At 66.6% G+C, this 25,687-nt stretch carries 16 protein-coding genes; 12 read left to right on the top strand and 4 right to left on the bottom strand.

The features are described from left to right. The first annotated feature begins 126 nt into the window (after positions 1-126). From HZA32_10810 to HZA32_10755, 12 genes are all read left to right on the top strand, one after another. Entirely contained in the window at positions 127-1,494 is a 1,368-nt protein-coding gene (locus tag HZA32_10810; protein MBI5424563.1) for an acetylxylan esterase, read from the top strand. Positions 1,495-1,506: 12 nt separating this feature from the next. Continuing rightward, a complete protein-coding gene (locus tag HZA32_10805; protein ID MBI5424562.1) occupies positions 1,507-2,874 on the top strand; it encodes a beta-glucosidase in 1,368 nt (455 codons plus the stop codon). 151 nt (positions 2,875-3,025) lie between these two features. Beyond that, a complete protein-coding gene (locus HZA32_10800) occupies positions 3,026-4,234 on the top strand; it encodes a glycoside hydrolase family 27 protein (GenBank protein MBI5424561.1) in 1,209 nt (402 codons plus the stop codon). A gap of 22 nt (positions 4,235-4,256) precedes the next feature. Next, entirely contained in the window at positions 4,257-5,888 is a 1,632-nt protein-coding gene (locus tag HZA32_10795) for a glycoside hydrolase (GenBank protein ID MBI5424560.1), read from the top strand. Positions 5,889-6,006: 118 nt separating this feature from the next. Further along, positions 6,007-6,996 carry a glycoside hydrolase family 130 protein gene (locus tag HZA32_10790; protein MBI5424559.1) on the top strand — a complete coding sequence of 330 codons (990 nt, stop codon included), beginning with the start codon at positions 6,007-6,009 and terminating at the stop codon, positions 6,994-6,996. A 21-nt stretch (positions 6,997-7,017) separates the two neighbouring features. Beyond that, positions 7,018-9,513 (top strand): glycoside hydrolase family 2 protein, encoded by a 2,496-nt coding sequence (locus HZA32_10785; protein MBI5424558.1) that lies wholly within the window; start codon positions 7,018-7,020, stop codon positions 9,511-9,513. Positions 9,514-9,556: 43 nt separating this feature from the next. Continuing rightward, the gene (locus tag HZA32_10780) at positions 9,557-11,134 is read left to right on the top strand and encodes an MFS transporter (GenBank protein ID MBI5424557.1); all 1,578 of its coding nucleotides are present in this window, start codon (positions 9,557-9,559) and stop codon (positions 11,132-11,134) included. 33 nt (positions 11,135-11,167) lie between these two features. Further along, a complete protein-coding gene (locus HZA32_10775; protein ID MBI5424556.1) occupies positions 11,168-12,592 on the top strand; it encodes an MFS transporter in 1,425 nt (474 codons plus the stop codon). A 52-nt stretch (positions 12,593-12,644) separates the two neighbouring features. After that, entirely contained in the window at positions 12,645-13,808 is a 1,164-nt protein-coding gene (locus HZA32_10770) for a XylR family transcriptional regulator (GenBank protein MBI5424555.1), read from the top strand. A 274-nt stretch (positions 13,809-14,082) separates the two neighbouring features. Next, entirely contained in the window at positions 14,083-17,613 is a 3,531-nt protein-coding gene (locus HZA32_10765; GenBank protein ID MBI5424554.1) for a hypothetical protein, read from the top strand. Positions 17,614-17,783: 170 nt separating this feature from the next. Continuing rightward, positions 17,784-19,862, top strand: a complete 2,079-nt coding sequence (locus tag HZA32_10760) for a DUF5060 domain-containing protein (protein MBI5424553.1) — start codon at positions 17,784-17,786, stop codon at positions 19,860-19,862. A gap of 4 nt (positions 19,863-19,866) precedes the next feature. Next, a complete protein-coding gene (locus tag HZA32_10755) occupies positions 19,867-20,502 on the top strand; it encodes an SGNH/GDSL hydrolase family protein (GenBank protein MBI5424552.1) in 636 nt (211 codons plus the stop codon). Positions 20,503-20,797: 295 nt separating this feature from the next. Here HZA32_10755 and HZA32_10750 read toward each other — a convergent pair whose 3' ends face one another. The 4 genes from HZA32_10750 to ccoG are packed head-to-tail and all read right to left on the bottom strand — an operon-like array spanning position 20,798 to position 25,658. Continuing rightward, a complete protein-coding gene (locus HZA32_10750; protein ID MBI5424551.1) occupies positions 20,798-23,260 on the bottom strand; it encodes a heavy metal translocating P-type ATPase metal-binding domain-containing protein in 2,463 nt (820 codons plus the stop codon). A 1-nt stretch (position 23,261) separates the two neighbouring features. Then, entirely contained in the window at positions 23,262-23,966 is a 705-nt protein-coding gene (locus tag HZA32_10745) for a sulfite exporter TauE/SafE family protein (GenBank protein ID MBI5424550.1), read from the bottom strand. After that, positions 23,966-24,151, bottom strand: a complete 186-nt coding sequence (locus HZA32_10740; protein ID MBI5424549.1) for a hypothetical protein — start codon at positions 24,149-24,151, stop codon at positions 23,966-23,968. The genes HZA32_10745 and HZA32_10740 overlap by 1 nt, the downstream gene beginning before the upstream one ends. A gap of 4 nt (positions 24,152-24,155) precedes the next feature. Continuing rightward, complete coding sequence (gene ccoG / locus HZA32_10735) at positions 24,156-25,658, bottom strand: cytochrome c oxidase accessory protein CcoG (GenBank protein MBI5424548.1); 1,503 nt, start codon at positions 25,656-25,658, stop codon at positions 24,156-24,158. Between the last annotated feature and the right edge of the window lie 29 nt (positions 25,659-25,687).

The raw sequence follows: 25,687 nt of genomic DNA, 5'->3' as shown, positions 1-25,687 counted from the left end.
CGCCGCCGGCGCGACGTCCGAGCGCGTTGAGGTCAACGTGCTCCACCTCTCAATCCCGCAACAAACGACCTCATTCCCCCGCCGCGCACTTTGCCCTAAACTGTCGTCTCCCCCACTCTTCACCCCATGCACACGCCTCGTTTCCTGTTCGCGAGCGCACTCGTCCTTGCCGCCATGAACGTCTCCGCCGGCGACTTGTCCGCCAACTCCGCCATCACGCCCGTCCCGCCGCAGGCCCAGCTGCGCATCGCCACCGTCCAGGTGCGCGTCGCGCCCGACCATCGCGACTGGACCTATCAGCTCGGCGAGTCGGCGAAGTTCCGCGTCAGCGTCGTCGCCGACAACGAGCCGATCGAGAATGTCGCCGTCACCTACCAAGCGGGCCAGGAACTGCGTCCCACGGAAACGAAGAGCGCCATCGTGCCGCTCGACGGACTCGTGATCGACGGCGGCACGCTCAAGGAGCCGGGCTTCCTCCGCTGCATCGTCACCGCCAAGGTCGCCGGCCGCGAAGTGAAAGGCGTCGCCACCGCCGCGTTCGCGCCCGAAAAAATCGCGCCGACGCAGACCGAGCCCGCCGACTTCGACGCGTTCTGGCAAAAGGGCCGCGAGGATCTCGCGAAGGTTCCGATGGAGGCCAAACTCACGCTCCTGCCGGACCAATGCACCGACAAGGTGAACGTCTATCACGTCAGCTTCCGTGTCGTCAGCCCCGACTGGAACGCGATCAAGGGCCGCATCTACGGCATCTATTGCGAGCCGAAGCAACCGGGCAAATATCCCGCGCTCCTCCGCGTCCCCGGCGCCGGCGTGCGGCCGTATGCCGGCGACAAAGGCACCGCCGCCGAGGGCGCGATCACACTCGAGATCGGCATCCACGGCATCCCGGTCAACCTGCCGCAGGAAGTCTACGACCAGCTCGGCGCCGGCGCGTTGAACGACTACTGCTTCTTCAACTTCGACGACAAGGAAGCCTATTACTACCGCCGCGTGTTCCTCGGTGTGCTGCGCGCGAACGATTTTCTCGCCTCGCGCGGCAACTGGGACGGCAAACGTCTCGTCGTCGCCGGCGGCAGTCAGGGCGGCTGGCTCTCGCTCGTCGCGGGCGCGCTCGACTCGCGCGTCACGGCGATTGCGGTCACGCATCCGGCCGGCTGCGACCTCACCGGCGACTTGCATGGTCGCGCCTCGGGCTGGCCGTGGCCGTTCCGCCAATGGCACTTCCCCGATCCGGCGCCGCACGCGACGCCCGCAAAGATCGCCACGACCTCCTACTACGACGGCGTGAACTTCGCCAAACGCATCAAAGTCCCCGGCTACTACACGTGGGGTTACAACGACGACGTCTGCACGCCGACCTCGATCTACGCCGCCTACAACCTCATCCGCGCGCCCAAAACGCTCGGCCTCACGCTCGAGCTCGCGCACGTCTACACGCCGGAGCAGGGCGAGGCGATTCAGGAGCACATCCGGCAGTTCCTTGGACTGAAGTAAGCCATCGCCACCATGTCGTTTCCGAAAGACTTCACCTGGGGCGCCGCTGCGGCCGCCTACCAAATCGAAGGCGCCGTCGCGACCGACGGTCGCGGTCCGTCCGTGTGGGACGTGTTTACGCACGAGCCCGGCAAAATCTTCGAGGACCACAATGGCGACGTCGCCTGCGACCACTACCACCGTTACGCGGAGGACGTCGCGCTCATGCGCGACATGGGCGCGCGAGCCTACCGTCTCTCCGTCTCCTGGCCGCGAGTGATGCCCGAAGGCACCGGCCGCGTGAACGACCAGGGCCTCGCCTTCTACGATCGCCTCGTCGACGAACTGCTCGCCGCCGGCGTCACGCCGTGGGTGACGCTGTTTCACTGGGATTTGCCGCAGGCGCTGCAATTGCGCGGCGCGTGGGGCAATCGCGAGATCGTCGAATGGTTCGGCGACTACGCCGCCGTCGTGGCCGACAAACTCGGCGATCGCGTGAAGCACTGGATGACGCTCAACGAGCCGCCCGTCGTCATCGGCCTCGGCTATCACGAAGGCATGTTCGCGCCCGGCCAGCGCCTCAGTTTCCGCGAGTGTCTGCTCGGTTCGCACCACCTGCTCATGGCGCACGGCCGCGCCACGCAGGCGCTGCGCGCCCGTTGCAAGGGCCCGATCCAGGTCTCCATCGCGCACACCGGCCGCGAGCGCATCCCCGCTACGAATTCCGCCGCCGACATCGAGGCCGCGCGCCGCGACTACTTCGGGTGCACGAACAAAAACATGTGGAACATCTCGTGGTGGATGGATCCCGTGCACCTTGGCCACTACCCGCACGACGCCGCAGCCGCGTTCGGCGCCGACATGCCGCAGGTCACCGACGCCGATCTCAAGCTCATCGCGCAGCCGATCGATTTCACCGGCTACAACTGCTACTCCGGCTGGCTCGTGCGCGCGAAGCCCGACGGCTCGCCGGAGAACGTCCCGAATCCGTGGGGCATCGGCAACGCGCGCGGCACGCTCCCGTGGCTGAACATCGCACCCGATGCGACGTATTGGGCCGCGCGGTTCATCCACGAGCGTTACCAGCTCCCCGTCGTCTTCACCGAAAACGGCTACTGCAACACCGACTTCGTCCACCTCGACGGCAAGGTCCACGACCCGCAACGCATCGACTTCATGGCGCGCTACCTCGGCGCGATGAAGCGCGCTGTCGTCGAGGGCGTGCCCGTGGCCGGCTATTTCTATTGGTCCGTGATGGACAACTTCGAGTGGAAGGAAGGCTACAAGGACCGCTTCGGCCTCATCCACGTCGACTACCAGACGCAGAAGCGCACGCCCAAGGATTCTTATTACTGGTATCGCGAGCTCATCCGCACCAACGGCGCGAACCTGCCGGCGTGATTTCCGACCCAACCGTCCAACCACGAATGGACACGAATTCACACGAATACCGGGAGCCAAGATCGTCGCCGCGGTCTCTCGCGTCGGCAATCGCACGCCAGTTCATTCGTGTCCATTCGTGTTCATTCGTGGTTTCTCCTCTTCCTCCCCCATGAAAATTCTTTCCGCGTTCGTTCTCTCCTCCGCCCTAGCTTTCACCGCCATGGCCAAGAAATTCGACAATCTCGCGCTCACGCCGCCCATGGGCTGGAACACGTGGAACACGTTCGCGTCCGACATCCACGAAACGCTGATCAAGCAGACCGCCGACGCCATGGTCGCGAACGGCATGCGCGACGCCGGCTACGTCTACATCGTGATCGACGACTGCTGGTCGCTCAAACAGCGCGACGCCAACGGCAGCCTCGTCCCCGATCCGCAGAAATTCCCGAGCGGCATGAAGGCGCTCGGCGACTACCTGCACGAGCGCGGCTTCAAGTTCGGCATCTATTCCTGCGCCGGCACGCGCACCTGCGGCGATTACCCGGGCAGCTGGGGCCACGAATTCCAGGACGCGCGCCTCTTTGCCTCCTGGGGCGTCGACTACCTCAAATACGACTGGTGCAACCACGGCGACGCGAACGCCAAGGACGCCTACACGCGCATGCGCGACGCCCTCTTCGCCGCCGGCCGGCCCGTGGTCTTCTCCATCTGCGAATGGGGCCAGAACAAACCCTGGGAGTGGGCCGCCGACATCGGCCACCTCTGGCGCACCACCGGCGACATCTACGACTCCTACGACGGCCGCAAAGGCTGGGAGTCGGGCTGGAAACGCCTGCTCGATCTCCAATACAGCCTCGTCGAAAACGTCGGCGCCGACGGCCTGAACAAGTTCGCCGGTCCCGGTCACTGGAACGACCCCGACATGCTCGAAGTCGGCAACGGCGGCCTCTCGCTCGCCGAGTCGCGCGCACATTTTTCCCTCTGGTGCATGCTCGCCGCGCCGCTCATGGCCGGCAATGACGTCACGCACATGAAGCCCGAGATTCGCGCGATCCTCACGGACAAGGACGTCATCGCCATCGATCAGGACAAGCTCGGCAAACAGGGCTTCCGCGCCCTCGCCGAACCCGCGAAGAACATCGAAGTCTGGATCAAGCCCCTCAGCGGCGGCGACTGGGCCGTCTGCGCGCTCAACACCTCCACCGCGGCCGCCGATCTCACGATCGAGTGGGATCGACTCTGGACGCTCGACCGCCGCACCTACCAAGTGCGCGACGTGTGGGCGAAGAAAGACGCGGGCGACACGAGCAAGCCGCTCACCGTGCGCGTCGAGTCGCACGACGTCGCGCTGTTCCGGCTCACACCGGCCGCACGCTAGAACGCGCCCGCCTTCGCCGCCCATGCGCCGCCTCGCTCTCCTGTTTTCCCTCGGCGCATTGGCAACGCTCGCCGCGACGGAATCACCCCTTCGCACCATCGCCGCCGACGCCACGCAAGCGCGCGGCCCGATGAGCCGGATGTATAACTTCTGCGTCGGCGCCGGGCGCGCCAACGAGGGCCTCCGCGCCGACTGGCAGCGTCAGCTGCGCTTCGTCCGCGAGAACTGTGGCTTCCGCTACATCCGTTTCCACGGCCTGTTTTGCGACGACATGGGCGTCTACCACGAGGACAAGCAGGGCGGCGCGGTCTACAACTGGCAGTATGTCGACGAGCTCTTCGACTTCATCACCGGCATCGGCATGAAGCCGTTCGTCGAGCTCGGCTTCATGCCCGAGGCGCTCGCGAGTGGGAAGGACACGATCTTCTGGTATCGCGCGAACGTCACGCCGCCGAAGGACTACGCGAAATGGGAGGCGTTCATCGCCGCGTTCGTGCGCCACGTCACCGAGCGCTACGGTGCCGACGAAGTGCGCTCGTGGTATTTCGAAGTGTGGAACGAACCCAACCTTGACGGCTTCTGGCTCGGCAAGAGCAGCGGTCGCACCTTCGAGGAGTTCCTCCCCATCGGTCTCGCCGAATACAAGAAGCTCTACGCCACCACCGCGCGCGCCGTGAAGTCCGTCGACGCCACCTATCGCGTCGGCGGCCCGGCCACCGCTGGCAGCGGCTGGATCGACGAGACGCTTGCGTTCTGCGCCGAGCAGAAGGTGCCGCTCGATTTCCTCAGCACGCACACCTACGCCACCTCCAGCGGTTACCTCGACGAGACGGGCAACGCCGGCACCGTGTTCTCGCCCGACCGCAATGCCGTCACGGGCGAGGTCCGCGGCACGCGCGCCAAGATCGAGCGCTCGTCCTTCGCCGGCACCGAGCTGCACTACACCGAGTGGAGCAGCTCCTACACGCCGTCGGATCCGCTGCACGACAGCTACCACAGCGCCGCCTTCATCCTGGACAAGATCCGCCACATCGGCGCGGCCGCGCAATCGATGTCGTATTGGACCTTCACCGACATCTTTGAGGAAGCCGGTCCGCGCACCACGCCGTTCCACGGCGGCTTCGGACTGCTCAACTACCAGGATCTGCCCAAGCCCTCGTATTTCGCCTATCGTTTCCTTCATCGCCTCGGCGAGACGGAGCTCGCGAACAACGACACGGAGTCGTTCGTCTGCCGCGACACCGGCGGCGGCGTGCAGGCGCTGTTCTGGGACTTCACGATCACGCATCCGGGCCCTTCGGCGATCAATCAGCAGTTCTACGCCAAGGATCAGCCCGCGAAAGCGAAGGGCGAAGTCGCGCTGCGCCTCGCCGGCCTGAAGCCCGGCCGCTATCGGCTCACCGCCACGCTCGTCGGCTACCGGCAAAACGACGTCCAATCCGCTTGGCGCGACCTCGGCTCGCCCGCGCAGCTCACCCGCGCGCAAGTCGCCACGCTGCGCACCGCCTCGGCGGGTGTCCCGCGCATCGACGAAGCGGTCGAGATCGGCGCCGACGGCTTGTTCACCCGCACCTTTCCCCAGCGCGAAAACGACGTCTGGCTGGTCGAACTCCGGCCGCAGGCACCGCACAACGTCTCAAGTGGCGAACAATAAAACTCATTAACGGCGGCGCGCGCACCGCGTAGACTGTCACCGTAGTTTTCCCACCCCTTCCATCGCTCGGCCGCCGGCACCCCACGGAGCCGTCGGGCGTCCGCCCCTCCTGTTAGCTATGCAACTCAAGATCGTCGGTCCCGCTCTCCCCAACATTCCGTGGCAGCCCCGCCCGGCCGGCAACCCGGACCTCGTCTGGCGCTACGACGCCAACCCGGTCATCGGCCGCCGCCCGCTGCCCCGCGTCACCGGCATCTACAACAGCGCCGTCGTGCCGTGGCAGGGCGGTTTCATCGGCGTGTTCCGCACCGAGGGCATGGACCGCGTGCCGCATCTCCACGTCGGCCGCAGCGCGGACGGCTTCAAGTTCACCTTCGAGCCCAAGCCAATCGATTTCCAGTGCGACGACCCCGAGGTGCGCCGCCACGAATACGCCTACGATCCGCGCGTCACGCTGATCGACGACACGCACTACGTCACCTGGTGCAACGGCTACCACGGCCCCACCATCGGCATCGCGAAGACGAAGGACTTCGTGCACTTCGAGCAGCTCGAGAACGCCTTCCTGCCCTACAACCGCAACGGCGTGCTCTTCCCGCGCAAGGTCAACGGCAAGTATCTGATGTTCTCGCGCCCGTCCGACACGGCACACACGCCCTTCGGCGACATCTTCATCTCCGAGTCGCCCGACATGGTCTATTGGGGCAAACACCGGCACGTCATGGGCCGCGGCTGGCCGTGGTTCCAAGGCGTCAAGGTCGGCGCCGGTCCGTCGCCCATCGAGACCAGCGAAGGCTGGTTGCTCTTCTACCACGCGGTCACGAGCACTTGTAACGGCTTCGTCTACTCGATGAGCGCCGCGCTGCTCGACCTCGATCAACCGTGGAAAGTCATCGCCTCCGCGAACCAGGCGCTGCTCTGCCCCGAGGCGCCGTATGAACTCTCCGGCTTCGTCCCCGGCGTGTGCTTCCCCGTCGGCTGCCTCTGCGACGCCGCCACCGGCCGCATCGCGATCTACTACGGCGCGGCCGACACGTTCTCCGCGCTGTGCTTCTGCACGGCGCAGGACGTGATCCAGTTCATCAAGGAAAACCCCTTGCAGCGCTGACGGCGCTCCCGCTCCGCCGCCATGCAGCAACTCCCGCTCAACACCGCGCCGTGGCGCTTCCGCGACGCGACCGCCGGCGGTCCGTGGCGCGAAGCCATCGTGCCCGGCTGCGTCCACACCGATCTCCGCCGCCACGAACTCATCCCCGATCCGTTCTGGGGCACCAACGAACTCGACCTCCAATGGATCGAGGAACACGACTGGGAATACACCGCGAAACTGCACGTTTCCGCCGAGCTGCTCGCCGAGGATAACGTCGAACTCGTCGCGGACGGCCTCGACACGATCGCCACCGTCACGCTCAACGGCCGCAAGGTCGCGCGCACGGCCAACATGTTCATCGCGCACCGGTGGGACGTGAAGAAACTGCTCCGCGCCGGCGCCAACGAACTCACGATCCGCTTCGACAGCGCGATGGCCTACATCCGCCGCACGCGCCGCACCCACGCACCGAAGGAGTTCAACGACCCCGTCGGCCGCAGCCAAGTCATCCGCAAGCAGCAGTGCCAATTCGGCTGGGACTGGGGCCCGCGCTTCGTCACCGCCGGCATCTGGCGCGACCTCCGTCTCGAAGGCTGGAGCCAGAACCGCCTGCTCGGTGTGCGCATCACGCAGGAACACGCCGCCGACGGCCCCGTCACGCTCGCGCTCGCGCCCGAGCTCGCCCGCGCCGATCGCTCCGCCACCTGCCACTACCGGCTCAAGCTCAGCGGCATCGTCGTCGCCGAAGGCGTGGGCACGCGCATCGTCATCGATCACCCGCAGCTCTGGTGGCCCAACGGCCACGGCGCGCAACCGCTCTACACGCTCGCGATCGAGATTCGCCGCGCCGATGGCACGCCGATCGGCGCGCGCGTGCACCGCGTGGGCTTGCGGACGATCGAGCTCGACCGCCACGCCGACGCGGCGGGCGAGACGTTCCAGTTCAAGGTCAACGGCCGGGTCATTTTCGCCAAGGGTGCCAACTGGATCCCCGCGCACGCCTTCGTCACCACGCTGAAACGCTCCGACTACGAGCGCGATCTGCGCAGCGCGGTCGAGGCGCACATGAACATGATCCGCGTCTGGGGCGGCGGCATCTACGAACACGAGGAGTTCTACGACCTGTGCGACGAACTCGGCCTGCTCGTCTGGCAGGATTTCATGTTCGCCTGCGCGATCTATCCGGGCGACCGCGACTTCGTCCGCAGCGTGAAGACCGAAGCCGAGCAACAGGTCCGCCGTCTCCGCCACCGCGCCTGCCTGGCGCTCTGGTGCGGCAACAACGAGATCGAGGCGCTCAACAAGGACCCCGCGCAAAGCAACCCGCCGCTGCTCGACCTGCCCGCCAACCGCGCCGCCTACGCCGCGCTCTTCGACGAGGCGCTCCCCGCCGTCGTGGCCGCGCACGACGGCGTGACGCCCTACTGGCCGTCGTCGCCGCATCGCCCCGACGGCGGCTTCCGCCACGCCGACGGCGAGAAGCACGGCGACACGCATTACTGGGACGTGTGGCACGCGCGTCATCCGGTGAAGGATTACGAGAAGTGGCGTTTCCGTTTCGTTTCGGAGTTCGGCATGCAGAGTTACTGCTCGCCCGAAACCCAGGCCACCTTCTGCCCGCCCGCGGACCGCAACGTTTTCGGCGCCGCGATGGAGAACCATCAGAAGAACCGGGGCGGCAACCAGGTGATCCTCGACTACGTGTCGCGCCGCTATCGGTTCCCGCGCACGCAGGAAGACCTCATCTACCTCTCGCAGCTCAATCAGGCCTATTGCATGCAGACGGGCGTCGAGCACTACCGCCGCCTCATGCCGCACTGCCAGGGCGCGCTCTACTGGCAGCTCAACGACTGCTGGCCCGTCGCCTCATGGAGTTCGATCGAGTTCACCGGCCGCTGGCGCGCGCTGCATTACGTCGCGCGGCGCTTCTTCGCCCCGGCCCTCGTGTCGGCGCATCTGCCCGGAGACGAGATCGCCGGCATCGGCAACTACCGCCGCTCCACCGTGCACGAGGTGCATCTCCACACCATCTACGACGCCCCCGCTCCGGCGCGCGGCGTGTTGCGGTGGGACCTCTTCACCGTCGCCGGCAAGATCGTGCTCAACGGCGAAAAGAAAGTCGCGCTCCGCTACGGCGAGAGCGTGCGCCAGCAGACGCTCGATCTCGCCAAGCCCATCGCCGAACACGGTCGCGGCTCGCTTTACCTGCGCGTGGCGCTCGACGTCGAAGGCACCTGCGTGAGCGAGGACACGGTTTTCCTCACCGCGCCGCGCTTCATGGACCTGCCGCGCGCCGCCACACAGGTGCGCACGGAGCTGCTGCATCCGCGGCAGGCGCAGGTGTCGTTCCTCTCGCCGGTTTTCCAGCACCGCTTCGCGTTCGAGCTGCCCGGCCTCGCGCACAAGGCGAGCGACAACTACTTCGAACTCTACCCGCGCGAAGCGAAGACCGTCACCCTCGACTTCGCCCGGCCGATCACGCTCGCGCGGCTGCGCGAGGCGCTGCAGTGGCGGTCGCTCGTCGACACCTACTAGCGTCCGCGCTCTCCGCGCCCCTGTTTCCACCACACCCCACCCCATGAGCCAGATTTCCCCCACCGCCGCCGGCGATCGCGTGCCGCTCGCCCAGAAATTCGGCATGGGCCTCGGCTCCGTCCACGACATGTGGGGCCACTGGCTCTACGTCGGGATGGCCTACCAAGTTTTCAACATCTATCTTGGTGTGTCGCCGGCGTGGATCGGCCGCGCGCTGCTGGTCAAACTGTTCTTCGAAGCCATCTGCGACTCCGTCTTCGGCTGGTGGTCAGACAACACCCGCACGCGCTTCGGTCGCCGCCGGCCGTTCATCCTCGTCGGCTCCGTGCTATCGGGCTTCGCATTGCCACTGCTCTTCGCGGCGCGCCCCGGCTGGAGCGAGGTGCAGTATTTCTGGTTCATGGTGGCGACGCTCGCGGTGTTCGTGCCGATCATGAGCTGCTTCTACATGCCGTTCCTGAGCATCGGCGCGGAGCTCACGCCCGACTACCACGAGCGCACGGCGCTCGCGGCTTTCCGCAGCGTCTGCCAAAAAGTGCCCGAGGTCGCGATGTTCGCCGCCGCAGCGTTCACGACGGCGGGAGTGTGGGTCGCGGCGAGCTGGGCCGACGTGCCGGCGCGCCTCGCGACGCTCGCGCACCAGACCGGCGCGTGGTTCGCGCACGTGTTCGGCGGGGTGTTGCATCTGGATTTTCCCCGCCTCGGCCAACTCGCGCAGACGCTCTTCGGCTGGCTGCCGCCGGTGGCGGGCGCGAAGCCCAACATTCTCCTCGGCGCGCAGGTCTACACGGTGCTCCTCGGCAGTGTGATGATCGTCGCGGGCGTCGTGATGTTCTTCCTGCTCCGCGAGCGCTACTACGAGAAACTCGTCGTGGGCCGCAATCAGGAGCGCGTCACGATCATGGAGACGCTCGTGCTCGCCCTGCGCTGCCGGCCCTTCCGCGCGAACCTCTGCATGGCGCTCGCCTACGGCTCGGGCACGGCGCTCGTCGGCACCTTTGGCTACTACGCGACGGTTTACTACGTCTGCCAAGGCGACGTCGCGGCCGCGGGCACGTGGAATTTCTGGATGGGCCTTTCGGGAATGGTGTTCGGCTTCCTCGGCATCCCGGTCTACGCGACGCTCGCGCGCCGGCTCGGCAAGAAAACCGGCATGATGGCCGTGCAGCTCTCCGCCATGGCCGTGTTCATCGCCACGTGGTGGCTCTACACGCCCGAGGTGCGCTGGCTGCAGGTGTTCGCGTCCGGCCTGATCGCGTTCACGAGCGCGGGTTTCTGGATGATCTACAGCTCGATCGGCGCGGACGTGATGGACTACGACGAACTCGAGTCCGGCAAACGCCGCGAGGGCGCGTTCTCGGCGTGCGGCGCGTGGATCATGAAGTTCGGCATGGCGATCGCGGGCTGGCTCACGAGCGAGGTGCTCGCGCTCACCGGCTTCGACGCCGCGCTCGGCGGCAACCAGTCCGCGCAGACGATCTTCACCATTCGCTTCCTGCTCGCCGCAGTGCCGGTCGCCGGGCTGCTCGTCGCCTTCATCCTGCTCGCGCGCCTCGGCCTCACGCAGGAAAAGATGGCCGAAGTCCGCACCGCACTCGAGGCGCGGCGCGGCCAGGTCTGATTTCTCCACGCTTCCCCAACCCCGCCGTCCGCCATGTCCGCTCCCGTTTCCCAGAACAAACTCCCGCTGCGCGAAATGCTCGCGTTCGGCTGCGGCGACTTCGCGTCGGTGCTGTATTGGCAGACGTTCATGAAATACCTGCCGTTCTTCTACACGGAGGTGTTCGGCATCACGGCGGGCGCGCTGGCGACGATGTTGCTCGTGAGCCGCATTTGGGACGGCGTGAACGATCCGATCATCGGCATGTTCGCCGATCGCACCGAGACGCGCTGGGGAAAATTCCGGCCGTTCATCCTCTTCGGCTGCGTGCCCTTCGCGATCTTCGGCGTGCTCACGTTCACGACGCCCGGCTTCGGACCGAGCGGCAAACTCATCTGGGCCTACCTGACCTACAACGGCCTGATGATGCTCTACACCACCGTGAACATCCCCTACACGGCGCTGATGGGCGTGATGACCAACGACGCCGTCGAGCGCACACGCCTCTCGTCGATCAAGTTCATCTTCGCGTTCTCCGCCGGCATGGTCATCTCCGCGACGCTGCTCCCGATGGTCTCAGCGCTCGGCGGCGACAAGAACCCGCAGCTCGGCTGGCAACTCGCGTTCACGATCGTCGGCGTCGTCGCGATCGGCTTTTTCCTCGTGACCGTCTTCGGCACGAAGGAGCGCATCAAACCCGCGCCCGAGGAAAACACCTCCGTCGCCCGCGACATCAAGTTCCTTCTCGCGAACAACGCCTGGGTGCTCCTGCTCTGCACGACGCTCACGTGGATCCTGTTCGTCGCGCTGCGCAGCTCCGTCTCGGCGCACTACTTCAAATACTACCTCTACAACGGCGCGCCCGATCAGCCGCTCACTTTCCTGGGCCGTCCGTTCGCGCTCGAAGGCTTGCTGTCGGCGTTCAACACGCTCGGACAGGCCGCTTCGGTCGCGGGCGTGCTGCTCGTGACGTTCATCGTCGGCCGCTTCCCGAAGAAGGGCCTCTTCATCGCGCTCTTCACGCTGCAGATTCTCACGACCGTCGCCTACCTGTTCCTCCAACCCGGCCAGCTCGGCGCGATCTTCGTGCTCGAGATCGTCGGCAGTTTCCTCGGCGCGCCGCTGCCGGTGCTGATGTGGGCGATGTATGCCGACACCGCCGACTACGGCGAATGGAAGAGCGGCCGCCGCACCACCGCCCTCGTGTTCTCCGCCTCGACCATGAGCCAGAAATTCGGCTGGGCGCTGGCCGCCTACCTCGCGTTCCAGTTGCTCCAGTTCGTCGGCTTCCAGGCCAACGTGCTCCCCTCCGCCGCGGTGAAAGAGAGCCTCGTCCGCCTCATGAGCATCTATCCCGCCGCGCTCGGCGTGCTCTCGCTCGTGATCTTCCTCTTCTACCCGCTGAACGAGGCCCGCATGGCCGCGATCAACACCGACCTGACCGCGCGCCGCGCCCAACGCGAAACGGCCGCGACCTAGCCGTGCACCTCGCGGCTTGCGAAACACGCGCGCCGAACTAACTCTCCGGCCCGTGCGTCCGCAAGTGCTGCTCGTTTTCCTGAATCGCTTCGAGGAGAGCATGGCCATGCTCCGCGGCGTCGTGCACTACGAGCGCACCCACCAGATCTGGACCGCGTTCCACGACGACCAAGCCCGCGCCGAGATCGATCCGCGCTGGCTCGAGCACAACCAATGGGACGGCGTCATCAGCCGCCACACCACGCCGGGCCTCGTCGAGACTTGCCGCCGACAAAAGATCCCACTCGTCGACCTCAACGACGTGCCGCGCTTCCCCGGCGTGCCGAAAATCCGCCCCGACAACGTCGCCATCGGTCACCTTGCCGCGGAGCATTTCCTCGAGCGCGGATTCCAGAACTTCGGCTTCACCGGCTTCTCCAACGACGGTTGGTCGTGCGAACGCCGCGAGGGCTTCATGGAGGCGTTGCGGCTCGCCGGCCGCACCTGTCACCTGCACGACATCCACTACCCCGGCGACGTCACGCCCGCCTGGGACCTCGAGCAAATCGGCGGCCTCTCCGACTGGCTGAAGCGCCTGCCCAAACCCTGCGGCGTGATGGCGTGCTTCGACCTGCGGGCGAACCAGATTCTCACGGCGGCCCACGCGCACGGCATGCTCGTGCCCGAGGAGATCGCCGTCATCGGCGCCAACAACGATCCCATCCGTTGCGAGCTCGCCTACCCGCCGCTCAGCAGCGTCGCGCCGAACGCCTTCCAGTCCGGCTACCGCGCCGCGGAAGTCCTCGCCTCGATGCTCGCGGGCGAACGCATCACCGATCTCGACGAACGCATCGAGCCCATCGGCGTGGTCACGCGCCCGTCCTCCGACGTCCTCGCCATTGACGACCGCAATGTCGCCGCCGCGCTCAGCATCATCCGCGAACGCGCCACGCAAGGCCTCACCGTCGACGAAGTGGTGCGCCACGCCCACGCCTCGCGCAGCCAGCTGGAAAAGAAGTTCCGCCGCCACCTCGGCCGCTCCCCGCAGGCCGAAATCCGCCGCGTCCAGGTGCAGAAAATCCGCCAGCTGCTCATGGAAACCGACTTCCCCCTGAAGAAGATCGCCGAACTCGCCGGCTTCGAGCACGTCGAGTATATGTGTGTGGTCTTCAAGCGCCTGACGGGTGATTCCCCCGGAGAATTCCGCCGGAAAACAGAAGCAAAGAGAATCCAATGAGGTCTGCCCCTCCTGGGGCATTTACCGGGCATGTAGCGTTAAATCACCCCGGCAATAAGACTTAATTGCGGTGCAAGTGAACTCATTCACCGCGACCCGGTCGCGCGGTATAGTGCGCACGCTGCGAAAGCCTCCGGTCCGGAGTTCGCAGCACGGTTCGCCCCCGCGCGACCGAGCCCCCCAACTCCTACACCCCCAAACCCCGATGATCATGTCCCGCCAATCCTTGCGGCTGCGCGCACTTTGCGTCACGTCCGCACTGACCCTCGCGGCAATGCACTCCGCCTCCGCGCAGAGCACGCCGCCCGCTTCGCCCCCCACCACGGGCGACCAGAAGACCGACGAGACCGTGGTGCTCTCGCCGTTCGTCGTCACCGCCGACGAGGACGTCGGCTACACCGCAAACAGCACGCTCGCCGGCACGCGCGTGCGCACGGAACTGAAGGACGTCGCCTCCGCGATCAGCGTGGTGACCTCGCAGTTCCTGCAGGACACAGGCTCCAAGAACCAGCAGGACCTGCTCGTCTACACGACCAACACCGAGGTCGCGGGCGTGCGCGGTAACTTCTCCGCCGCCGGCGGCGCCGCCACCTACAACGAAAACAGCAATCTCCTCCGCCCCAGCAACAACACCCGCGTCCGCGGCCTCGACGCCGCCGACAACACCCGCGACTACTTCCTGACGGAGATCCCGTGGGACGGCTACATCGTGGATCGTGTCGACCTCCAGCGCGGCCCCAACTCCATCCTCTTCGGCGTGGGCAGCCCGGCGGGCATCATCAACACGAGCATCAACACGGCGACGTTCAAGAACTCGAACAAGATCGAGAACCGCGTCGGCCGCTACGGCTCCATCCGCACCTCCGGCGATTTCAACTACGTCGCATTGAAGAACACGCTGTCGTTCCGCGCCGCCTTCCTCGACGACGACACGAAGTATCAGCAAAAACCCGCGTTCAATCACGACAAGCGCCTCTTCGCCGCGATGCGCTACGAGCCGAGAATCTTCGGCGAGGGCGCCCACACCACCATCCGCGCGAACTACGAGAACGGCAACGTCAACGCCAACCGCCCGCGCTCGCTCCCGCCCATCGACGCCATCACCCCGTGGTTCCAAACCGGCACCACCAACGGCGTCGCCAACCTGAACAAGCTCACGCTCAACCCGGTCACCACCTGGGCCCGCTACGGTGAAAATTACAACGGCACGAACGCCGCGTATCCGTGGTTCCGCGAGGCCTTCCTCGGCCGCATGATGAGCTCCAACATCGCCGGCTTCTTCGACGCCAGCAGCGGCGGCCTCTTCAACCAGATGCCGAACTACGGCACCCCGCTCGGCCGCGGCAGCGACGGCTCCATCGACACCACCATCGCCGGCGTCCCCTTCGCTCGTCCGTGGGGCATCGCGACCTTCAATAACTACGCCCGCGTCGCCGTCCCCGGCGGCAAATACTACTCCAACGTCTCCCTCTCCGACACGTCGATCTTCGACTTCTTCAACAACCTGATCGACGGAGACAATAAACGCGAATGGCAGGACTGGGACGCCGCCAACGTCGCCATCTCGCAGACCTTCTTCAACGACCGCGTCGGCTTCGAGTTCGTCTACGACTATCAGCGCTACGGCGACGGCCAGCTCTCCTTCCTCCAAGGCGACCAATTCGCCCTCTCCGTCGACATCAACACCCACCTGATCGACGGCTCCGCCAACCCGAACGTCGGCCGCCCCTACGTCGCCAACTCCGGCCAATACGGCAACGCCGAGAACTACATCGACCGCGACGCCAAGCGCCTCACCGCGTTCGCCGACCTCAACACCGAGGACTACCTCGGCAAGAACTGGGTCAGCAAACTGCTCGGCCGCCACGTCTTCACCGGCCTCTGGTCCAAGGACACCAAGGAAACCGACCAACGCTCCTTCTCGCGCTGGGCCTCCGATCCGGCGTTCACCACCGGCCTCGGCCTCGACAACTCCATCATCAACGGCGCCCGCCAGTATGACTGGATCGCCTACCTCGGGCCCTCCCTGCTATCCAAGTCCAGCGCCTCCGGCGCCAACCTCAGCCGGATCAACAGCGTGATCAACCCCAACGGCAACGTTAACGTCCGCTACTTCGACTCCCACTGGAACTCGAACGTCGCCTTCGACGCGCCCTACACCTACACGACCTACGACGCAAACGGCAACCCGGTCAGCAACACGAGCACCCAATCCGAAAACCCCGCCAACTACGCAGGCTGGCGCTCGGGCTCGTTCAAGATGCTCAACTACGAGAATCCCGCCGACCGCGCCTCGCTCTACAGCAGCGCGCAATACGCCAAGAACGTCATCGAGTCCAAAGCCTTCATCTGGCAGGCGTATCTCTGGGACGGCACCCTCGTTCCGACCTTCGGCTGGCGCCGCGACGAGATCACCAACGAAAGCCGCCAAGGCAAGAAGCTCGCCAACGACGTCTCGAGCACCGACTACAGCCTCTCCACGCCGAACCTTCAGGACGTCGCCGGCGAGAGCAAGAGCTGGGGCGTCGTCCTCCACTCCCCCCGCGGCCTCCGCGCGAAGCTCCCGTTCAACTCGAGCCTCAGCCTCTTCGCCAACAAGTCCGAGAACTTCAAGGCCGACGCCCCCCGCGGCGACATCTTCGGCAACCAGATCGACAACCCGAAGGCCGAAACGAAGGACTACGGCGTCATCATCAGCACGCTCGACGACCGCCTGACCTTCAAGATCACCAAGTATGAGACCAAGATGCAGAACGCCACGCTCCAAGCCGACAGCGCGGGCTTCTCCGGCAATCTCTACTACGCCTGGGCTCTCCCCTACTGGGGCGCCACCCACGCCCTCGCCGCGCTCGACGGCATCGCCGATCCGCAGCTCCGCCAAGGCAACTGGGGCTGGCCCTGGAACGGCATCGAAGGCGGCGACCCCGTCCGCATCCAGGCCGTCGTAAACGACTACTTCAAGAGCTTCCCGCTCACGCAGGCCTTCGCCGACGAATACGGCCTCGGCCTCAACATCGCCGCGATGCGCGCCGCCACCACCAACTCCCAACGCTACGCCGCGGTTCCCACCTACGGCGTCAACGGCAACGGCGCCGCCGCCCTCGGCCTCCAGCCCGCCTATGGCGGTCGCCTGAAGAGCTTCGGCTCCGGCCCCGTCGCCTCCGTCGACACCACCTCCAAGGGCGTCGAATTCGAAATCACCGCCCAGCCCACCAAGAACTGGTCCGTCGCCGTGAACTTCTCCAAGACGAAGGCCACCCGCGACGCCATCAGCCCGACGATCGACACTTGGATCTCCACCTACACCAAGTTCCTCGCCGGCGACGCGGGCCTCATCCGCCTCTGGGGCGGCGACACCCTCCGCAAGGTCTGGGCCGACAACATCCTCGCGCCCTACGCCGTGCTCCAAGCCCAGATCGGCAGCCAGGTCCCCGAGATCTCCCCGTGGCGCTTCAATGCCGTCACGAACTACAACTTCCGTGAAGGCGTCCTGAAGGACGTGAACGCCGGCCTCGCCTACCGCTGGGAAGACAAGCGCATCCTCGGTTATCGCTACAACAAGACCAAGGACGTGCTCGACATCGACCAGCCGCTCTACGGCCCGACCGACGACCACTTCGATCTCTGGATCGGCTACCAACGCCGGCTCACCAAGAAGGTCGGCTGGCGCGTGCAGCTCAACCTCCGCAACGTCGGCGAGAAGACCCACCTCGTGCCCGTCAACCTGCAGCCCGACGGCACCGTGGCCCTCTCCCGCATTCAGGAAGGCCTCGGCTGGCAGATCACCAACACGTTCTCGTTCTGAGGTAAACCGAGGTTCCGCGGCCCGGCTTGGGATTCGCGCCGCGGAACTGGGGTGCTAAAAGGCGCCGGAAGCAATTCCGGCGCCTTCTTCTTTTCCGGCGCTCGCTCTCCACCCGCGTCCAACCAAACTCATTTCCCGAACCCCACTGTCGTGCGATAGTCCACGTCGCCATGCGCCGCCCCGCCCCCCTTGCCCGCCTCGCCGCCGCGTTGCTCTCGCTCCTGCTGGTCGCCGCACTCCACGCCGGCCCCGTGCGCTTCGAGTTCACCGTCGCTCCCGCACCCGGCATCGCCAATCCCTTCGCCCGCGAAATCTGGGCTGAAGTCACTCAGCCGTCCGGCGAGACGCTGCTGCTGCCCGCCTTCTACGTCGGCCAGCAAGTCTACGCCGTCCACGCGCGCCCCGACCAGCGCGGCACCTACACGCTCGGCCGCATCCTCGAAAGCACGCGCGGCTCGCCCGCCGCACCGATCGCCGCCGGGCCGCACTCTGCCTCCACTTTCGAAAATCCCGCGCGCCTTCGCCTGCCCCCCGTCGGCATCGATCCCCGTCGCCCCGGTGGCTTCGCCCGCGCGGACGGACACGCGTTCATTCCCTTCGGCGCCAACGTCGCCTGGGCGCACGAGCCCGACGTCCTCAATTTCTACCGCACCACGCTCGCTGCCTTCGCCGCCAACCATCTGAACTGGATGCGCGTCTGGATGGTGCACTGGGGCCGCACCAATCTCGACTGGGTGACCCCGGAAGACGGCGCCCCCGTGCCCCCCGGCGGCATCGACGCCAACGTCGCCGCCCGCTGGGATGCGCTCCTCGCCGCCGCTGAGGAGCACGGCGTCTATCTCCAGATCGTCCTCCAATACCACGGCCAATACAGCACCACCGTGAATCCCTCGTGGGTCGACAACCCCTGGAACGCCGCCAACCCCGGCGGTTTCCTTCGCTCTCCGTCGGATTTCTTCACCGATTCCCGCGCCCGCCTGCTCACCGCGCTCAAATACCGCTACATCGTCGCGCGGTGGGGCTGGTCGCCCGCCGTCTTCGCTTGGGAACTCTTCAACGAAGTCCACTGGGTCGACGCCCTGAAAATCGCCCACGACGAAGCCGCCGTCGCCCAATGGCACGCCGACATGGCCAAGCTCATCCGCTCCATCGACGTTTACCGCCACCCCATCACCACCAGCACGGAAAACCTCCTCAGCCCCATCAACGCGGAGATGGATTTCCTCCAGCCGCACCTCTACAGCGCCAACCTCATCACCGCCGCGCGCACATTCGCTCCGCGCCGCAATGGCGACGCCCGTCCGATTTTCTACGGCGAATTCGGCGACGATCACCTCCGCCTCCCTGACAACGTGAAGAAGTCCGGCCTCGTCGAGCCGCCCGCCATCTGGGCCAGCCTCATGGGCGCCGGCTCGCTGCCCGCGCAAGCGTGGGAAGGCGAAAAGCTCCGCGACACCCGCCGGCTCGCGGAGATCGGCGCGGTGCATCGCTTCGTCGTGCTCTCCGGCTGGTCCCGCCACCGCGATCTGCAGCCGTTCTCGGCCGCCGTGGAATGCGACCCGCGCGTCCCGCTTCAACTCGCCGGCGCCCAGCAATGGCAACGCCGCCCCGCCCGGGATTGCACGCTGCCGCTCGACGGCCGCGAGCCGCTCGAACTCGGCGACTGGCCCGCCACGTTCGTCACTCCGGCGGCGGAAGCCAATGAATCCTTCCCCAGCCGCGCCGCCTTCCGCGTCACTCTGCCGCGCGACACCACCATGCGACTCGAAGTGGTCGGCGTCTCCGAAAAAGGCGGCGCCCTGCGCGTGACCGTGGACGGCAAGACTGCCGCCGAAAGCGCGTGGCAACCCACCGGAGTTTTCCCGGCCACCCTCGCCGTCGCGGTCTCCGCCGGCGCGCACACCATCGCGATCGAAAACACCGGCGCCAGCGACTGGGTGCAAGTGTCGCACCTCGACCTCGGCCTCACCGCACCGGCGCTCGCCGCCATCGGTCAGCGCAACGACCGCTTCATCGCGCTCTGGCTGCGCCACCGCGCCAATCTCCTCGCCCTCGAACCCGGTGCACCGGCCGAAGGCACTCTGGTTTTGGAGGACGTCCCGCCGGGCACTTGGAAAGTGACCTGGTGGGACACGGCTAACGCCACCGTGACGGCATCCGACGTCGTTTCCCACGTCGGCGGCACGTTGCGGTTGCCGACGCGCGCCGTGACGCGCCACTCCGCCCTCGTCCTCACGCGCCAACCTTGAGCCCATGAATCCCCTCCGCCTCGTCATGATCGGCGACTCCATCACGGAATGGGGCCGCCCCGCCCCCACTGCGCCCGACTACCCCACGGCGCTTGGCCACGGCTACGTCGCCCTCACCGCGCAACGCCTCGCCGGGAAAAACATCGCCGTGCTCAACCGCGGCATCGGCGGACACACCGTCCGCGACCTCGCCGCCCGCTGGCAACGCGACGTGCTCGACCTCTCGCCCGACTGGCTGACCGTGATGATCGGCATCAACGACGTGTGGCGCTTCTTCGATCCGCAGCGCCAGGCCGATGCCGTGCCACCCGCCGAATACGAAGCCACACTCGATCGGTTGATCGCCACCGCCCGCCCGCGCGTGCGCGAGATCGCGCTCCTGACGCCGTTCTACGTCGAACCCAATCGCGCCGACGCCATGCGCCGGCGCATGGACGAATTCGGCGCCATCGTCGCGCGCCTCGCCCCGAGACATGGGGCGCGCTTCATCGACACGCAGTCGATCATCGACCGCCTGCTGGCACTGCACGCTCCCGAAACGATCGCCCTCGACCGCGTGCACATCGGCGACCTCGGCCACGCCGCCTTCGCCGACGCCGTCGTCAGCACGCTCGCCGATTCACCGCGCGGCCGACCGTAAGCGAGCGCAGCGGCGGCACGCTGGGGCTGTCCGATGATCTGCGACCGCGGCGCGCAACAGCTCGAGTGCCGCATCGCTCACGAACGTGAAGCGCCGCTTCGTATCCTTGATCGCCACCGGCAACGGCAGGCGCCGCAGAAGTTCGCGGTGCAGGTGATCGCCCTCGAGCAAGCGCTGGAACCGCTCATCGGCGTCGCGCTCGCTGACACAGCGACAAAGGACATACCCGTTCGGAAGCTTCTCGGCAGTCGCGCGGAACGAGCGGGGCGAGCGAACTCGCGCCGCTCCGGCCCGATCAACGCACCGACACCTGCCGGCGCATCCCCACGCCGACGATCAACAGGCTCAACAGCGAGCTCGCCGGCATGATCACCGCGGCGATCAGCGGATTCATGTGGCCGAACGCCGCCAGCGTCACCGTCGTGCAATTGTAGGCGACGGAGAACACGATCAGCACGAGCTGCGTGATCCGCCGTGTCTCGTTCACCGCAAACATCCGGCGCAGACCGTCGAGGCCGCGGCCGAGATAATAGAAGTCGGCCTTGCCCTCGAGCACGCCGCGATGGACGACCGGCGTGCCGCGCACGAACGCCGCGTCGAACGCCAGCGAGTCGTTCGCGCCATCGCCGAGCATCAACGTGTCCTGCCGGTCGGTGCGCTGCAGCCATTGCGCCTTCTCCGTCGGGGTGGCTTCAGCGATGGCATTCTGCGGCGGAATGCCGAGTCCGTCCGCCATCGCCTCGACCTTTTCCTTCCGGTCGCCACTGAGGATGAACGTCTCGAAACCAGCCGCGCGCAGCGCCGCGATCTCGTCGCGCGCGCCGGGCCGCACCGCATCGGTGAACTTGAATCGCGCCAGCACGACGCCGTCGCACGCGAACTCCGTGTCGTGCGCTTCACCGGAGGTGTAACCTAATAGGTTACACTTCGCGTCGCCCAGCCAGCCGGGACGGCCGAGCGACCAGCGGCCGAGTTCGCCGCGCAGCGTGACGCCGAAGCCGGTTTCTTCGTTCACCTCGCCCGCGGCCGGCTCGACGCCATTCACCAAGCCGTCGGCGAGCAGGTTCTCGTTCAGGCACTGGCTGATCGGGTGCGGGTTGTCGCGCACGAGCGCGAGCAGCGCGGCGCGCGCGGACGACGAGAGGGCGTGCAGCGCCTCGGGATTGGATAACACCGGCGTCTCCAGCGTGAGCGTGCCGGTCTTGTCGAAGACGATTTTCTTCAGACGCGCGAGGCGCGGGAACAGGTCGTTCTCGCGCACGAACACGCCGAAGCGGCGCAGCGCCACCGTCGCCATCTCGTCGGCCAGCGGATATGCGAGGCCGATCGCGCAGGGGCACGAAACAACGAGCACCGCGGTGACAGCGGACCACGTGAGCGCGACGTCGTGTTTCGTCACCCACCAGCCGATGGCCGTCGCCGTCGCGACGACGAAGATGCCGACGAGATAGCCGGTGACGACGCGTTCGAGCAGGCGGTGGCGGAATTGATCGCGGCCGGTCGGGCGGAGCAGTTGCGCAAGGAGCGAGACGTGCCACGGCTGCAGTGCGCGCAAGCGGATCGAGCCGCGGGAAAGGTTCAGCGCGCCGGATTGCACGCGGGCGCCGGTGCGCGCTTCGCGCGGGTCCGCTTCGCCGCTGATCCACGCGGTGCCGAGGGTGGCGGCGGTGGATTCGAGCTGCGATTCGACCGGGATGACCTGGCCCGAGCGAACGGTGTAGATGTCGCCGACAACGAGTTCCTCAACCGGGCGATCGACGGCGCCGCGCGGCGTGTCGACGGAGACCTTTTGCGGCCGCGTGTTCGTCGTGAGCAGGCGCCGGCGGTTGCGCTCGACGGCGACGACTTGCGCCCAGCGGCCAAAGAGCATCAGCACGATGAAGGTGCCGACGAAGTCGAAGTAGACCACCGAGTGGTTGCCGGTCAGCCAACCGTAGATCGAACCGGCGTAGGAGCCGATGATGCCGACCGCGATCGGCAGATCGATGTGCATGACGCGATCGCGCAGGGCGCGCGCGGCGCGACTGATGAAATAGGTGCCGCCCGCCAGCACGCTCAGCGTGGCACAGGCCATCGCGAGCGTATCGAAGAGTCCGGCGTAGGCGAACGTCCGCTCCATACCGAAGTAGGCCGGCAACGCGAAGAGCATGATGTTCATCGCGAACGCGGCACACAGGCCGATGCGACGAATCAGGAACTTGCTCTCGGGGACGGCCGGCTCCTCGCCGGGCGGGCCGACGAGGTAATTGAAAGACTGCAGCGCGCGCGCGAACTCCGTGGCGTCGAACTGGCCGCGCTCCCAGCGGAAACGCATGCGGCCGAGCTGGGCGTCGGTCTCGATGAAGAGCGCGCCGGCGTGCTTGTGGAAAATCTTCTCAATGAGCCAGACGCACCCGGCGCAGGAGATGCCTTGCACCTCGAGCGTGAGCTCGGGCGCAGGCGCGACCTCGGCGTGGCGTTGCAGCTCGGCCAGCCAGGTGAAGTCGCGCGGCTGGAACACGGTCTGATCGACCGGCGCGATGACGGAGTCGCGGATTTTGTAGTATCCCTCGAGTCCTTGCTCGTGCACGAGGCGGTGGACGTAGGTGCAGCCCGAGCAGCAGAAGCCGGACTCGCGCGCGGCGTCGGTTTTCAGCGGGGCGCCGCAGTGAAGGCAGGAGTGGACGGGGGCGGTCCTGCCGACACGAGGTCCACGCACCTCCGTCGGGGCCACTCCCCCGTCCACCCAATTCGATCGAGATGTCGAAGAATCGGACATCTCAGTGACAGACAAAATTGTTCACGTCCGGGCCGGGAAACCCGAGCGTCGAGCGCAGGCGCCACGCGAGCACGCCGGCGATCACGAGCGCGAGGGCCGTCTGAGCGCGCGCGAGCCAGACCGGGCCGAGTTTCAGGCGCAGCCAGTGGTAGTTGGTCTGCGCGAACCACAGCAGCGGCACCGTGCCGAGGCCGAAGGCCAGCAGTGTCTCCGCACCGCGTGCCGCCGAACCGGAAAGCAGCGCGAGCGAGATCAGGAAGTAGAGCGGACCGCAGGGCAGCAGCGGCGTGGCGAAGCCGAGCGCGGCGGCGGCGCGCAGGCGCGAGCGGTTTTGCGAACCACGCAGATGGCCGGCAACCCAACCGTAGGCCCGTCCGAGCACCGGCAGGCGCGGGAGGCGCTGGTCGAAGCGAATCGCAACGGCGATGAAGAACAGGACGAGCAACCACGGCAGGTAGCGCACGACGTCGTCGCTAAGAAAATTCAGCGGCAGGCGGCCGACTCCGCCGGCGAGCGCGCCGAGGGCGCCGTAGCCGAGCAGCCGCGAAACATGGTAGACGGTGCTGACCGTCTGCGGGTCGGCGTCGTTGCGGTTCGCGGGCATCACGGCGCACGCCAGCGGGCCGCACATGCCGGCGCAGTGCAGGCTGGTGACCAGTCCGGCGAGGAAGGCGGTGGAGGCGCTGTGGATGCCGGCGAGCTCCATCATGGCTTGGCTCCCTTGGTCGCGAGCGGGACTTCGCGCGTGTCGATGTGGCGCGAGGCGGTGAACATCACGGTCCACAGGATCGCGCCGAAAGCAAAGAGGAGGGCCACCCACAGCCAAAGGCCGCGGCTGGATTTCGACTCGGTCGGTTGGCTGGCGATGGACTGTGGCGTGGAGGAGTCCATGGCGTCAGCGTTTGATGCCCTTGTCGTGATCCTCTTCCTCGAGGAGGCGGGCGTCGGGCCCGAGGAATTCGATCTGCCGCGAGAGCGTGAACGTCCCCTTGTCGTCCTGGACGAGGACCGTGAACTTGAAGGGGCCGGCGTAGTGCTTGCGATCGATCGTGAGCACGAGGGGCGAGACTTGCTCGGCCAGCGGGGCGACGGTGAGGGGTGCGGTGAAGCCGTTTTGCTCGACATGCTTCGGCACGCCGTCGAGGCGCACGCGGTAGGTGGCCGGCACATTGCGCTTGTTGACGATGCGCAGCATGAACTGATTCCGCACGTCGTCGTGGTCGACGAAGTAGGCGGCGCCGGTCATGCGAAACACGATCATGCTGGCGGGCTTCACCGAGGAGAACGCGAACGCCGCGACGGTGATGCCGATGAGCAGCAGCACGAAGTAAACGATGGTGCGCGGGCGGACCCAGCGGGTCTTGCCACCGGCGAACGCCGCGAGCGAATCGTAGCGGATGAGGCCGGTGGGGCGCTTGACCTTGGTCATCACCTCGTCGCACGCATCGACGCACGCGGCGCACGCGATGCACTCGAGCTGGAGGCTGGCGTGGCGGATGTCGATGCCGGTCGGGCACACCTGCACGCAGCGGTTGCAGTCGATGCAAGCACCGGCGTCGGGCGTGCCGACTTTGCCGCGCGGCTCGCCGCGCTTGGAGTCGTAGCCGATCGTGACGGTGTGGTCGTCGGAGAGGGCCGATTGCATCCTACCGTAGGGGCAGATGACGATGCAGAGCTGCTCGCGGAACCAGGCGAAGTTGAAATAGAGGATGCCCGTCGCGATGCCCATGAACACGAAGGCCGCCCAGTGGTCGCGCGGGGCGGAGGACATCATGTGCCAGACCTCAGGCCAGCTGACGAAGTAGGCGAGGAAGAGGTGCGTGATGACGAGCGTGGTGAGGATGTAGAGGGCGTGCTTGACGACGCGGCGGGCGATCTTGGCGCCGGACATCGGTGCGGCGTCGAGCTTGCGGCGCTGGATGGCGTCGCCTTCCACCATGCGCTCGATGCGGCGGTAGATGTGCTCGAGGAAGACGGTCTGCGGGCAGGCGTAACCGCACCAGAGGCGGCCGAGCAGCGCGGTGATGAAGAACAGGCTGAAACCGACGCCGGTCAGCGCGAAGAACAGCAGCCACGCGTCCTGCGCCGCGAGCGTGTAACCGAAGAAGTGGAAGCGGCGCTCGGCGAGATCGAGGAACACCGCCGGATAGCCGTCGACGGGGATCCACGGCAGCAGCACGTAGACGGCGACGAGGAACAGACCGAGGAAGCGTCGCACCCGCGTGAACCAGCCGTGGACATCGGCGGTCTGCAGGAAGTAGCGCGACCCGTCGTCGTTGATCGTGGTGACGGAGTCGCGCGACGGCACGTGGCGCACGGGCGCAGCGGGCTTGGGCGGCGTCGGCCGCGCGAAGGGCGCGGCCGGAGGAGTCGGTTGGTTTTTGGGATCTGCGCTCATGTCGTGGTTAGAGCGTAGGCGGGTGGCGG

It is taken from the genome of Opitutia bacterium (assembly GCA_016217545.1).
In the GTDB taxonomy this organism is placed as follows: Bacteria; Verrucomicrobiota; Verrucomicrobiia; order Opitutales; family Opitutaceae; genus Didemnitutus.
Note: the sequence above shows the minus strand (reverse complement) of the source record. Positions and strands in the feature narration are given on the sequence as shown.

Bases quoted from the DNA above. Each gene is read 5' to 3' on its own strand.
- HZA32_10765 (MBI5424554.1), top strand. From the start codon at position 14,083: ATGCACTCCGCCTCCGCGCAGAGCACGCCGCCCGCTTCGCCCCCCACC.
- HZA32_10810 (MBI5424563.1), top strand. From the start codon at position 127: ATGCACACGCCTCGTTTCCTGTTCGCGAGCGCACTCGTCCTTGCCGCC.
- HZA32_10785 (MBI5424558.1), top strand. From the start codon at position 7,018: ATGCAGCAACTCCCGCTCAACACCGCGCCGTGGCGCTTCCGCGACGCG.
- HZA32_10745 (MBI5424550.1), bottom strand. From the start codon at position 23,966: ATGGAGCTCGCCGGCATCCACAGCGCCTCCACCGCCTTCCTCGCCGGA.
- HZA32_10750 (MBI5424551.1), bottom strand. From the start codon at position 23,260: ATGTCCGATTCTTCGACATCTCGATCGAATTGGGTGGACGGGGGAGTG.
- HZA32_10790 (MBI5424559.1), top strand. From the start codon at position 6,007: ATGCAACTCAAGATCGTCGGTCCCGCTCTCCCCAACATTCCGTGGCAG.
- HZA32_10775 (MBI5424556.1), top strand. From the start codon at position 11,168: ATGTCCGCTCCCGTTTCCCAGAACAAACTCCCGCTGCGCGAAATGCTC.
- HZA32_10800 (MBI5424561.1), top strand. From the start codon at position 3,026: ATGAAAATTCTTTCCGCGTTCGTTCTCTCCTCCGCCCTAGCTTTCACC.
- HZA32_10805 (MBI5424562.1), top strand. From the start codon at position 1,507: ATGTCGTTTCCGAAAGACTTCACCTGGGGCGCCGCTGCGGCCGCCTAC.
- HZA32_10795 (MBI5424560.1), top strand. From the start codon at position 4,257: ATGCGCCGCCTCGCTCTCCTGTTTTCCCTCGGCGCATTGGCAACGCTC.
- HZA32_10780 (MBI5424557.1), top strand. From the start codon at position 9,557: ATGAGCCAGATTTCCCCCACCGCCGCCGGCGATCGCGTGCCGCTCGCC.
- HZA32_10760 (MBI5424553.1), top strand. From the start codon at position 17,784: ATGCGCCGCCCCGCCCCCCTTGCCCGCCTCGCCGCCGCGTTGCTCTCG.
- HZA32_10755 (MBI5424552.1), top strand. From the start codon at position 19,867: ATGAATCCCCTCCGCCTCGTCATGATCGGCGACTCCATCACGGAATGG.
- ccoG (MBI5424548.1), bottom strand. From the start codon at position 25,658: ATGAGCGCAGATCCCAAAAACCAACCGACTCCTCCGGCCGCGCCCTTC.
- HZA32_10740 (MBI5424549.1), bottom strand. From the start codon at position 24,151: ATGGACTCCTCCACGCCACAGTCCATCGCCAGCCAACCGACCGAGTCG.